This is a genomic window from Bifidobacterium sp. LH_424, from assembly GCF_056356895.1.
Genome location: NZ_JBKEVC010000002.1, coordinates 115,613 through 128,909 on the forward strand (window position 1 = coordinate 115,613; position 13,297 = coordinate 128,909).

The following is a 13,297-nucleotide window of genomic DNA, read 5'->3' on the forward strand; positions in this document are numbered from 1 at the left end:
CGGAAACGCCCGCCGCACCCGCAATCCCAGTCACCACAACGTTTCCCGGAACAACGTTTTCGCACGGCCGGCTCCCCGGCTCTTGTGCCCCTCATTATACTGTGAACGCTCACTTTACTTAAGCGCTTACAGTGCAGGGAAATCGCGCAGAGGCCGGCAAACCCGGCACCCCCTCAGTCCGGCCTACGGCCGGCCAGCTCCCCCACATCCGTGGGGGAGCAAGATAACGGAATGCGCCTCACGGCGCATACCATCCCCCCCTGCTCCCCCTGTCAGGGGAGCTGTCCGCGAAGCGGACTGAGGGGGACATCGCCTCCCTCTGCGAGGGAGGTGTCATCGCGAAGCGATGACGGAGGGAGAGAAAAAGAGCGGCCGCAGGCCGCGGGAATATCGCATCGGCCGAAGGCCGATTCCGTTTCCTCGCGGCCTGCGGCCGCTATCTCTCCCCCAGTCGGCCTTCGGCCGACAGCCCCCTCGTCAGAGGGGGCCAAGAAATCGGTATGCGCCTCCGGCGCATGCCGTTAGGCGCGACGCTTGCGCCAGACAGTCAGGGCGATGCCGGCGGCAAGGACCGTCGTGGCGAGCGCGGTCAGGCCGGCGACGGCGGTGCCGGTGGCGGACAGGGCGGAGCCCTTGCCCGCGCCGGCGGCAGAGCCGTTTGCACCCGTACCATTCGTGTTCGCACCCGAACCCGGCTTCAGCGTGCCGGTCACCAGACCATCAGCGGCGGCCTTAAGGTCGGCCAGAGCCGCGGCCACGTCGTCCTTGGTGGCGGAGTCGCTCTGCAGCACCTCGTACGCCTTGGCGCGGGCGGCGGCGAAGGCGGCCCAGCCGGACTGGTAGTCGCTCTCCTTGTAGCCCTTGACCTGGTCGTAGAGCTTCTGCAGATCGCCCTTATCCGCGACCGTCTCGCCCGGCTTGGTCTCAGCGGGCTTGATCGTGAACGTGACCTTCACCGTACCCGAGTACTTGCCTGCGCCGGTCACGGTCACGGTGGCGGTGCCCGGCTCGACGTTGTTCGCGTAGGACACGGTGTAGTCGCCCTCGCCCAGCACGGTGCCGTCGGCGAGCGTCACGGACTCGACCGCGGGCTCCTTGGCGGAGCCGTCGGCCGTGTACTCGGTCTGCGCGAGCTTCACGGTCGCGCCGGAGATGTCGATGCCGGTGACGCTGACGGTCGCCTCGACCGGCATGCGGGAATTATCCTGCGCGACGCCCTTCACGGTGAACGTGCCGGTCTTCGCGTAGGAATCAGCCGGAACCGCATCCCACTTCACCGCGACATCCGCCTCGGAGCCGTCCGCATGCGTGAGGTGCACGGTCGCCGGCAGCTTGGCGGTCGGATCCTCGCCGACCTTCGTCTCGACGACGTCCAGCGCACCCACGGACTTGACGGCCACGGCCGGGGCGTACGCCTCCAGCACCTTCTGGTACTGGGCGCGGGTCACCGGCAGCACGGTGCCATGACGCGGCTTGCCGCCGTCGGAGTTGGTCGGGAAGTTCTCTTCCGGCATCTTGTCGCCGATGACCGTCCACTTGCCGCTGGCGATGTCGTTGGTCGCCATCGGCACGTAGTGGTTCGGACCGCCGTGGTAGTTCGGCTGGTCGGCGAACAGGTAGTACTGGTAACCGTTCACGTCACCGTCGTTGGCCTTGAACAGGGACGGGCCCTCGCCGGAGGTGAACTTGCCGCTGCCGGTGGCGTAGCCGTTGGGCTGGCCGTTGCCGATCTTCTCGGCGACCAACGTCCACTGGTCGGCCGCGCCGGTGGTCCCCGGGTAGTCGCCCTTCACGGTGGCGAGCAGGTTCGTAGACTTCTCCTGACGCAGGCTCATCGAGTTCTCGTCCTTGTAGACGCGGTAGTAGGTGTCGCCCACCTTCTGCACGGTCGCGTCGATGGAGCCCTTACCATCCTTGCCGTTGCCGCGCTGCGAGTCGATCCACACCTTCGGCTCCGAGAAGTTCACGAAGTCGTCGGTGGTGACGTAGATCATGCGGTTGTAGGTCATCGCCTTGCGGTCGGCGGAGTTCTCGGTGTCGTACATGTTCGACGCCCAGTAGACGACGTACTTGCCGATCTCGTCGTCCCAGTACGCCTCGGGCGCCCACGTGTTGCCCGCGTAGTCGGAGCTGACCTTCACGTGCGACTGCTTGGACCAGTGGACTAGGTCGTCGGACTTCCAGATCTCGATGTACTTGGAGCCGTTGACCTGCGCGCCGGCGAAGCCGTTCAGGCTGCTGATGCCGTTGGCGTTGGCACGACCGGAGATCTTCAGGTCGGTGGCGAGCATGTAGAACTTGTCGCCGTCCTTCGACTTCATGATGAACGGGTCACGCAGGCCCTTCTCACCATATTCGGAGGTGAACAGCGGGGTGCCGTTGTTGAGCGTGTTCCAGTCGAGCGCGTTGTCGCCCTTGGAGGCCGCGAGGCTGATCTTCTCGCCGCCCACGCCTTCGCCGGTGAAGAACGCCCACACGTAGGCCTCGTCCTTCTCCTCGGCGGCCGGCATCGGCTGGATCGTGATCTCGAAGTCCTTGGTGAGTGTGGCGGCACCATTCTTCGCGGTGGCTTCCAGCGTGACCTTGACCGCGTCCTTGCCGGAGGCGGGACGCTTGACGGTCACGGTCGCAGACTTGTCGTTCACGCCGTCGCCGACGGTGGCGTAGTCGCCGCCCTTGACGATCTTCCACGTGATCGCGGAACCGTTGTCGCCCTTCGTCGCGATGGAGATGTTCGAACGCACGTCGTCCGCGCTTTCGATGGCGATCGCGTCGAGGTCGGCCTGTGCCTTGTCGCTGTCGGACAGCTGCTTCGGCACGGTCACCGTGTACGTCGCGGTCTTGGTCGTGCCGTCGAGCGCGAACGTCGCGGTGAGCGTCACCGTCGCGTCGCCCGCGGTCGCGGCGGGACGCGTGACGGTCGCCTTGCCGGTCGCGTTGTCGACGGCGATGGCCGCGTTGTCGGACTTCCACGCGACGGTCGCGCCTGCGGCGGCGACCGGCAGCGTGAAGTCCTCCGTCGCGCTCGACGGCACGGCGGCGGCGACGGCCGCGGCGGCCTTGTCGAGCGCTTCAGCGCTGTAGAGTCCGGCGACGTCATCGGCGGTGAGCGCGGTGCCGTAGACCGCGTAGTCGTCGACGTCGATCTTCGTGTTCGGATCGGCGTAGGAGGATTTCGCGATGTACGCGACGAGGTCGCCGTAGTTCGTGAGGCCGCCGGCGGGGATCGTGTACGTCTTGTCGCCGACCGGCTGGCCGTTCAGGTAGAAGCTCATCGTGCCGTCGGTGCCGTCGATCACGGTGGTGTAGAGCGCGAGCGCGTTCGTCGCCTTCGCGCCGGTGGTGGCGGCGTTGGTCGCGGCGGGACCGACTTCGGTGCCCCACGGGCTGTTGTTCGGGGCGGCCGCGGTGGCGGTGGTCATCACGGACTTCACGTAGCCGGACGGGTTCGCCGGATTGAGCAGGAAGTAGCCGTTCTTCGTCGCGCCATTGCCGATGTACGCGGCGGCGACGTTGCCGTTACCGTAGTTGTTCTTCAGCCAGATGGAGACGGTCACGTCCTTCTGGCCCTTGATCGCGGTGGTCGGCACGCTGATGGTCTGCGATCCGGTCAGGTTGATCTGGCCGTTCGCGACGGTCGCGTCACCGGAGAGGGTGGCGTCGCTGTTCGCCGCGGTGCCCTCGTTCGCGATGGTCTTGCCGCTCGGCGCGGCGTCGAATGAATAATGGATGAGCGGCTTCGGCACGCTCGCCGCGGCCGCCGTCATCGGCAGCATGAGACCGGCGGCCAGCGTGGCGACGCTCGCCACGATGCCGACGGCCTTTCTTGTCCACATCCCCATAATGCTCCTTCGATAAGGGAATCGTCTGTATCTCCTCGTATCGCGTCGGGTGAACCGCACGCCGCCCTTCCTCGCGACGCCCACACGGCGACCTGTCGTGGTCTCCGCCGGTTCCCGCTGCGCACGACCAACCTCGACCGCGCGCACGCCATACACTTGTTTAGTGTACTGTGAACGCTCCCATTACGCCACGCCCCCCATCACCAGCGTGTGCGCAGAGCGATTCCACATGGCAGGCAGCCCGCATACATTGGCCCCCTCTGACGAGGGGGCTGCCGAACGAAGTGAGGCTGGGGGAGAGATAGCTGGAACGTTACGTTCGCGGTATCTCTCCCCCAGTCCGCTTCGCGGACAGCCCCCTCGTCAGAGGGGGCCGAAATCAGTCGACCCCCTCAGTCTCGCTGCGCGAGCCAGCTCCCCCTGAAGGGGGCGCAGGGGAATGCACGCGACCGTCAGGCGCGGCGCTTGCGGAGGGTGAGCGCGGCGCCGGCGGCAAGCACGAGCAGCGTGACCGCGGCGACCGCCACACCGGTCACGGACGAACCGGTCCTCGACAGGCCCGGCTTCTTCGCGCCGTTCGCACCGTTCGCACCGTTCGCCCCGTTCGAGCCGTTTGCCCCGTTCGCACCAGCACCAGCACCAGCACCCGGCTTGGCCGACGGAGTCTCCGGCTTGGTCGCGTCACCATCGCCGTCGCCCTTGTCCGGGTCGGTCGGTGTCGTGTCGCCGTCATCCGCCACGACCTTCACCTTGACGGTCACGGTCTTCAGCGAGGCCTTGAGCTCTTCGGACGAGCTCATGTCGAACACGGGCATGCCGTCGGCGGCCCAGTGGACGCGGCGCACGAACGTGTCACGGCCGGTCGCGTTGACGGAACCGAGGTTCTTCGTCGCGTAGGCGTGGAACACGTAGATCATGTTGCCGTCCTCGTCCTCGCTCCACATGCCGTGGCCGGTGCCGAGCTGCATCTCGCCGTTGAACGGGCCGGACTTCTGGATCGGGTAGTTGAGCACAGTCCAGCTGGCCGGGTCGGTCAGGTCGCTGCCGGAGGCGTCGGCCACCGCGAGGCCGGTCGTGTACGTCTTGCCGACGGACGAGCCGGAGAACATGAGGTACAGCTTGCCGTCGCGCATGGTCACGTTCGGGCCTTCGGCGATGGTCACGTTCCACGGGTATTCCGGCGAGACGATGCGCACCGGCTTGGACGTGATGAGGCCCGGGTTCGACGGGTCCATCGTCGCGATGTAGGTCGCGCCGAGCTGCTGCCACGCGTAGTAGGACTTGCCGTTCGCGTCCTTGAAGTAGGTCATGTCGAGCGACATGCCCACGTTGCCGTTCGCGTCGAGCGCGAGGTCCTTCTTGCCGTTGACCTGCGAGGCGGCGTCACGGTAGATCGGCGTCGGCGTGGTCCAGTTCTCGGGTTTGCTCGGGTCGAGGTCGTAGCCGTTCGCGTCCTGCTTGAGCTGCATGTACACGGACTTGCCGTTCGACCACGTGTTGCCGTAGCCGGCCATGAACAGAATCGTCAGGCGTCCGTTGATCTCGTGGAACTCGGGGGCCCAGAAGCTGTGCATGATCGCCTTGCCTTCGGAGTCCTTGACGCCGGCGGTGAGCAGCGACACCTCCTTGTTGTTGTATCCATTCGACTGGATGGTCGCGTCCGGGTTGCCCGGCTCGTCGGCGAGCGCCGCGATCGAGTCGGCCATGCGGAACGGCATGTGCGGGGAGCCGTGCTGCCAGGTCACGTCGCCTTGGATGTCGTTGGAGGCGATCATCAGGAACTTGGTTTCGGTGACTTCCTTGCCGTCGACCTGATGCGTCCACTCCCACTTGGTGATGGACGGGTCGGCGCGATCCTCGGCGAACGGGATCTGGTATTCGGTCTGCTTGACGGTGCCGGTCACGGTGTAGCCGTCCGCGTTGCCGCTCGCTTCGCCCGTCACCTTGGACGTGTCCACCGCCGAAGTGTCCCACGACGAGATCGGCAGCGAGCCGGTGGAGCCGTCGGAGTAGGTGAGGTCCACGTTCTTCGGCAGCTGCTTGGTCACTTCGTCCATCGACGCGCCCTGCTTGACGGTGATCGTCTCGGGCAGGTTGCTGGCACCGGTGTTGGTGGAGCGGCCGAAGCGCGTCTCGAGCGCCTTCGCGGTGGCGGTGTCGACGGCGATCGTCGCGCCGGAACGGAAGTCGGCGATGCCCGTGACCGCGCCCGCGCCGGATGCGGCGAGCCTGCCGGACGTCGCGTAGGCGCCGACGACCACGTCGCCGTGCTTGGCGGCCTTGCCGTCGTTGGAGAGCGTGGCGAACGTCGTGTGCTTGGCCACGCCGTTGTCGTCCTTCCAGCCGACGAGGTACTGCTTGGCGGCGGTGTCGTAGACCGCGTACGGCTCGTTGACGCCGTTGGTCTCGCCGAGGTCGACGATCGAACCGGAGTTCGCCTTCTCGCTGTAGGCGAGCAGGTCCTTCGACGTGGCGATGAGCACACTGGACTTGGCGGTGGAGTCGCCGTTCGCGGTGCCGCGGTTGGTGCGCACGGCGATCACGGCGAACGTGCCGTCGGCGAGGCGGAACAGGCTCGGGTCCTTGAGGTTGCGGGCCACGTCCTCGGTGTTCATGTTGAGCGGCTGGGACTTGTATCCGAGCGGGAAGAAGATGCCGTAGTTCTCGTTGTACGGCGAGTAGGAGCCGTCGTCGGCGAGTCGTGCGAGGTGCATGCTGTACGCGATGTCGCCGTTGTTCGCGTCGTCGACGCTGGTGGCGTTGCGGTCGTAGGCGGCGATCGTCGCGGACTTCGACTTCGGCAGGACGGTCACGGCGAACGTCTTGTCGACGGTGCCGACGGTGCCGTCCTTTGCGAACGTCACGGTGATGGTGCCTTCCGCGGCTTTGTCGGTGTTCCCGTCGGCCGCGGCGATGACGCCGTCGGCCGCGGTCACGCCGCCGGTGGTCGCCTTCACGGTCGCCGTGGTGCCGTCACCGGGCGTGGGCAGTGCGTCGCCGGAACGCACGATGGCGGGGATCGCGTAGCCGTCGGCGGCTTCCTTGAGCACTTCGGCGGCGGTCTTGTCGGTCGGATTGACGGTCACCGTGAACCGTTTCGTCGCGGTGACGCCGCGCACGGTGACGGTCGCCGTCAACGTCACCGTTTTCGCGGCCTCGCCTTTGGCGGGCTGCGTGACGGTGCCGTTCGTCGCGATGACGCTCTCGTCGGACGACGTCCACGTGACGCCGTTCGCGGTGGGCAACGCGACGTAGGATGCGTTGATCTCGCTCGGCACGCTGATGCCGTCGAGCGCCGATCCGGTGAGTTCGTCGGCGTGGATCTTCGCGTCGACCGTGCTGATTGCGGCGACCTGGTCGGCGCTCAGCGCGGCGTCGTACACGCGGAACGTGGAGACGGCGCCCTTGAACAGCGCGTCGGGCCACGGCGAGCGTGCGATCGTGTTCAGCGACTGGTCCTTAACGGTGGACAGTTTCGCCGGCACGGTGCCGGACGCGACCTGCACGCCGTCGATGTACATCTTGGTCGTGTTGCCGTCGATCGTCGCGGTGACGGACAGCCAGCGGTCGGCGGACGCGACGCAGGACTTCGCCTGGACGAGCGTCTCGGCGCCGCCGGACTTGAGGCCGACGAGCGGATTGCGGCCGGAACCGCAGTTGAGCGTGGAGAAGAAGTATTCGGTATCGGAGCTGTCGTTGCCGACGTTCCACAGGAAGTGGAACGAGCTCAGCATGCTCTTGTCGGCCTTTACCTCCATCTGCACGGTGGCCGCGTCCTTGCCGGAAAGCAGGCCGGAGGGCAGCTTCACCCAGTCGCCGGAGCCGGTCTTCGCGCCGCCGGACAGGGTGAGGGCACTGTCGGACCAGAGGGAATCGGCCGCGTTCTGGACTTCGGCCGCGCCGAGGCTCGAGTTCGCGGCGGGCGCGCCGTTGGCGACGGTCTTGCCGTCGGCCGGCTTCGACGTGAAGTCGTAGGCGGCGACGAGATGGTCGGTGGGGATGACGGCGTCGGCCGCGACCGCCGTGGTCGCGCCGAGCGCCATGCCCGCGAGCGCCATCGGCACCGCGAGCGCCGCGCCGAGGATCCTCTTCCCCCAGCGCCTGGTAGTTGACATGGACATTACGTGTTTCTCCTTCGAAATCGATGTATTGTTCGGCCCCCTCTGACGAGGGGGCTCCCGGCGAAGCCGGGTGGGGGAGAGACAACCGCAAACGTTGCGTTCCAGCTATCTCTCCCCCAGTCCGCTTCGCGGACAGCTCGACCGCAATTGCGGACGGCCTGCGGCCGGCCTCATATCAGCTCGCCTGTCGGCTCGCACATCGCCTACAAACGCCTCCGGCGTTTGCTTCACGGCGATGTCCCGTCAGAGGGGGCCAGAGCCGGGTGCAATGCCATACCCGGCTCTCACCGCTATGCGCGCTTGCGGCGGAGGGCTAGAGCGATGCCGGCGGCGAGCGCCGAGACGGCGAGGACCGTCGCCGCCGCCGCGATCGCGGTCACGGACGCGCCGGTGGCGGACAGGCCGGGCTTCCTGCCGGCGTTGGTCGCGCCGTTGCCGCCGTTGCTGCCGGCACCGGAGCCATCGCCCGTACCGTTGCCGTTCTCACCGTTGCCGTTGTCCCCCGGGCCGGACGGGTTGTCCGGGTCCTCGTTGGACGGCCAGGCGGTCTGCTTGGCGCCCCAGATGGAGACGGCGCCCGGCGTGGCGGCGGCCACGTCGGTGCCGGCGTTGGTGAACACGCTACCGCCGACCGCGCCGAACACGAGCGCGTAGCCGCCGGTCTCGTTGGGTTGCCCGGCGAGCGTGCCGGTGTAGTCGCCCATCAGGTCGCTGCCGGTCGCGGCGGCGGTCACATGCAGCGTGACCGTGTTGCCGGACAGCTCCCACGTGCCCTGCGCGCGTCCGGAGATCGTGCCGTCCTCGTTGAGGCGCACGGTGACCGCGTGCACGATGCCCGCGTCGGCGAGACGCGTCGCGAGGTCGGCGTCTTCCGTATTCGTCGCGTAGCTGCGCGTCGGATCGTTGACGGCGATCTGGTATTCGCCGGCCACGTCGGAGACCTTGTACGAGGCCTTCTGGCGGAACGCGCCGGAGTACTCGTACGGGGTGGAGACGAGCCAGCCGTCCGCGGTGGCGACCATCTGCTGCACGCGCAGCTCGTTGTCGGACTTGGTGGCCGTCTCGGAGGCAGTCTTGTCGACGAAACGCGTGTGGTACACGTTGTAGATCGCGCCGTCGGAGCCGACGTAGACCTCGTTGCCGCCCTGCGACGTGCGGATCTCGGTGGAGCCGTTCTGCTCCACGGTGGAGAGCACGCGCAGGCCGCGGTTGATGGTCTTGTTCGCGCCGGAGCCCGGGTTGCCGTACACGGACGTGTAGATCGCCGGGTTGCCGTTCTGGTCCGCATACGGGCCGGTCAGCTTCTTCGAGCGGAACTCGCGGATCTGGTAGCCGCCGTCCACGCCGAGGTTGCCGTAGGAGACGAACATGTACCACCAGTCGCCGTGCTTGACGAACGACGCGCCTTCGCCGGAGTTGTTGTGGCCGCCGGCGAGCTTCACGCCGTAGTAAGCGTCGGAGACGTCCGCCTTGGTCGCGTAGGTCGCACCGTAGTCGCGCAGGCCGGTGGCCGGGTCGAGCTTGATCGCCCAGATGCCGCCGAACCAGGAGCCGAAGCTCATCCACAGCTGGCCGTCGTCGTCGGTGTGCACGTCGGCGTCGATCGCGTTGATGCCGGTGTCGTCGAGGCTCTTGTAGCGGGCGGGCACCTTGCCGTCCGTGGTGAGCACGCCGGACACCTTGGCCACGTCGGTCGCCGCCACGTCGGAATCCTGGAAGCCGGAGTAGACCACGGGGCCCACGTACGTCCAGTCGCCGTCGAGATGGTCGGCGGTGAGCAGCACGATTACGGTCTTCTGGTAGTTGCCCTTGCCGCCGCCGTTGACGGACAGGTACATCGTCCACTTGCCCATCGTGGCGTTCCAGGAGACGTCGGGCGCCCACATGTTGCCGTCGATCTCGTTGTTGCCGGCGTCGTTCTTCGACGACCATTCGTTCCAGATGCCGCCGAGCACGGTCTTGTAGTCGGTGCTCAGGTTGTTCTGGAACGGCTCCCAGTTCTGCAGGTCCTTCGACTTGAGCCATGCGCGGTGGGAGCCGAACACGTAGTACGTGTCGCCTTCCTTGACGATGCTCGGGTCGTGCGCGCTGCCGCGCTGGTGCGTGTCGTCGGCGCGGGAGGCGGTCACGTCGGCCGTGTACGTCACGTCGACGATCGAACCGTCCTTCATCGTGTAGCGCACGGTGAACGCGAACGTTCCGGCCGCGACGCCGAGCGCGTCGTAGCGCACGCCGTCGTCGGCGAGCGTCGCGACGCCCTGCGCCGGCGCCTTGGTGAGGGCCCGCTTCGCGTGGCCCTTCACCGCCGCCGGCTCGGCGAACGTCACAGTGCCGTTCGTCGAGACCGTCATCGCGTCGGTCTTGACGTCGGTGACGGTCGCGGCCTTCGCGGCGACGGTGACGGTCGCCTCGACCGGCATGCGCGACGCGTCCTGCGCGACGCCGGACACGGTGAACGTGCCTTCCTTCGCGTAATCGCTCGCCTTGATCTCGTTCCAGACGACGGCGACGTCCTCGGACTTGCCGTCGGCCATAGTGAGGTGCGCGGACTGCGGCAGCGTGGGCGCCTCGCCGGGCTTCGTGGTCGCGTCGAGCGCGTCGACGGACTTGACGGCGATGCTCGGCTCGTACGCCTCGAGGACGGCCTGGTATTCGGCGCGGGTGACGCCGAGCACGGTGCCGTGGCGCGGACGGCCGCCGTCGGAGTTGAGCGGCATCTGCGATTCGGGCATCTTCTCGCCGACGGACGTCCACTTGGACGCGTCGGTGATGTCGGTCGTGGCGAACGGCACGTAGTGGTTCGGGCCGCCGTGGTAGTTCGGCTGGTCGGCGAACAGGTAGTACTGGTAGCCGTTCACGTCGCCCTTGTTGGCCTTGAACAGGGACGGACCCTCGCCGGCGGTGAACGTGCCGCCGTAGCCGTTGGGCTGGCCCTTGCCGATGTTCACGCCGATTTCGGTCCACTTGGAACCCTTGAGCGCGGTCGCGTAGTCGGTCACGCCGTCGGCGCCGATGGAGGCGGTCAGGTCGGTGGACTTCTCCTCGCGCAGGGTCATCGAGTTCTCGTCCTTGTAGATGCGGTAATAGGTGTCGCCCACCTTCTGCACGGTCGCGTCGATCGAGCCGGCGCCGGCCTGGCCGCGGCGGTCCACGTTGATCCATTCCTTCGGTTCGGAGAAGGTGATGAAGTCGTCGGTGGTCGCGTACATCATGCGGTTGTAGGTCAGCGACGTGCGGTCGTTCTCGTCGGTGGTGTCGTACAGGTTCGACGCCCAGTAGACCACGTAGGTGCCGAGTTCGTCGTCCCAGTAGGCTTCGGGCGCCCACGTGTTGCCCGCGTAGTCGGTGCTGACCTTCACGTGGCGCTGCTTCGACCAGTTGACGAGGTCGGTGGACTCCCAGATCTCCAGGTACTTGGAGCCCTTGTTCTGGGCGGTGGAGAAGTCGCCGTTGACGACCTTCAGATCGGTGGCGAGCAGGTAGAACTTGTCGCCGTCATGCGAGCGCATGATGAACGGGTCGCGCAGGCCCTTCTCGCCGAACGTGGAGGTCATGATCGGCTCGGCTTTGCCTTCGGCGTTCGTGTTGAGCGCGTTCCAGTCGAGCGCGTTGTTGCCCTTGGACGCGGCGATGCTGACCTTCTGCGATTCGCCGCCCTCACCGGTGAAGTACATCCACACGTAGGCCTGGGTGTCGGTCTTGCTGGACGGCATCGGCTGCACCTTGACCGCGAAGTCGCGGGTCTTGGTGACGCTGCCGCTGGTCACGGCGGCGGTGAGCGTGATGGTGGTCGCCTTCGCGCCGGCGGCCGGGCGGGCGATCCTCACGGTCTTCGAGGTCGCGTTGACGCCGTTCGCGATGGTCGGGTTCGCCTTGCCGGCGTCCTTGACGGTCCACGAGATGGTCGCGCCGTTGGCGCCCTTCGTGGGCACGGAGAAGTTGGAGCGCATGTCGGTCGCGTTCTCGATCGAGAGCGCCTTCAGGTCGCGGGTGACAATCTCCTCGTCGCCGAGCTTCTGCGGCACGAGCACGGTGAACGTCTTCGTGACGGGTTGCGGCGGCGCGGGCACGCCCGTGTTCGGCGAGAGCGTGGCGGTGAGCGTCACGGTCACGTCGCTCTCGGTGGACGGCGTGACGGTCGCGTTGCCGGCCTTGTCGACGCTGATGACCTTGTCGTTGTCGCTCGTCCACGTGACGGCGGCGTTGTCGGTCGCGGTCTTCAGCGCGAAGTCGGCGTTCGCGGTGGTCGGCACGGTGAGGTTGCCGATTTCGCCTTCGAGCAGGTCGGCGGCGCCGTCGGCGTCGATCATCGTGACAATCTGGCTTTGGGTGAGCGCGGTGTCGTACACGGCGAACGACTTGATCGCGCCGTGGAACATCGCGTCGCCGACGCCCGGATACGTGGAGTTGCCGATCGTGTTCCAGTTCTGCGCCTTGAACTGGTTCGGCAGCGTGTTGAACGTGCCGGAGCCGACGAGTCGGCCGTTGATGTACAGGTTCGCCTGCTTCGTCGCGCCGTCGATGGTGGCGGCGAGCAGCTGGAACTTCTCGGTGGACAGGTTGGATGAGGCGCTGAAGTAGTTCTCGTTCTCGCCGTTCTGCGTGGCGGTGATCGAGGTGTACAGGCCGTTGTGGGTGGAGACCGCCCAGTTGCCTTCCGCCTTGAGACGCGAGCCGCCGAACGTGAAGAAGTACGTCCACTTCGAGTCGCTGATGCTGAAGTCGCTGTTCTTCACCATCGTGACCACGGTGGCGGAGGTCTTGTCCTTGAGCAGATCGTCGGGGAGCTTCACGTATTCGTCGCCGGTGAGCTGGAGCGCGCCGTCCGCGTAGGTGCCGGCCTTGTCGGCGTCCTTCGTGTCCTTGACCTGCGCGGCGCCGAACGCGGAGCCGGTGGCCTCGTTGGCCACGGCGCCGTTGCCGTCGTCCTTGGCGAACGAGTAGCTGGCGAGCGGGGTGGGCAGGGCGGCGGCCTTGGTGGTCGCGGTGGCGGTGGCGGTGGCGGTGGCGGCCTTGGCGGCGATGGTCTGGGCCGTGTCGCCGTCGGCAGCGACCGCGGTGGTCGCGCCGAGCGCCAGTCCGGACAGCGCCATCGGCACGGCGATCACGGCGCCGATAAGACGCCTGCGGATCGCGTGCCCTCCGGCCGATCGCCGCACGGCCGAAAGCCGCCCGATCGGTGATGGTTGGGTGGTCATTGTTTCCTCCTTCGCGTGAGACCTACGTTGTCCCACGCACATCTACTGTGATGCCGCATCACCGGTGATGCAGCTGTTGATGCATCGGTGCACCAACGAAAAGCGCCCTTGGCGCATACGTTTTTTGGGGGGCGAG

The 13,297-nt window shown here is 66.9% G+C and carries 3 protein-coding genes; all 3 read right to left on the reverse strand.

The window, feature by feature from the left end:
- Positions 1-521 precede the first annotated feature (521 nt).
- The 3 genes from AC1AYP_RS03580 to AC1AYP_RS03590 all read right to left on the reverse strand — a co-directional run bounded on the left by AC1AYP_RS03580 (position 522) and on the right by AC1AYP_RS03590 (position 13,161).
- The gene (locus tag AC1AYP_RS03580) at positions 522-3,842 is read right to left on the reverse strand and encodes an immunoglobulin-like domain-containing protein (RefSeq protein WP_476546774.1); all 3,321 of its coding nucleotides are present in this window, start codon (positions 3,840-3,842) and stop codon (positions 522-524) included.
- Between the two features lie 452 nt (positions 3,843-4,294).
- Positions 4,295-7,963: a family 43 glycosylhydrolase gene (locus AC1AYP_RS03585; RefSeq protein ID WP_476546775.1), complete on the reverse strand. Its 3,669-nt coding sequence runs from the start codon at positions 7,961-7,963 to the stop codon at positions 4,295-4,297.
- 290 nt (positions 7,964-8,253) lie between these two features.
- On the reverse strand, positions 8,254-13,161 hold the full coding sequence (locus AC1AYP_RS03590) for a family 43 glycosylhydrolase (protein ID WP_476546776.1): 4,908 nt from the start codon (positions 13,159-13,161) through the stop codon (positions 8,254-8,256).
- Positions 13,162-13,297 lie beyond the last annotated feature (136 nt).

What these genes read in the sequence shown, in the direction of transcription:
- AC1AYP_RS03590 (WP_476546776.1), bottom strand. Translation starts at nt 13,161, where the DNA reads ATGACCACCCAACCATCACCGATCGGGCGGCTTTCGGCCGTGCGGCGA.
- AC1AYP_RS03585 (WP_476546775.1), bottom strand. Translation starts at nt 7,963, where the DNA reads ATGTCCATGTCAACTACCAGGCGCTGGGGGAAGAGGATCCTCGGCGCG.
- AC1AYP_RS03580 (WP_476546774.1), bottom strand. Translation starts at nt 3,842, where the DNA reads ATGGGGATGTGGACAAGAAAGGCCGTCGGCATCGTGGCGAGCGTCGCC.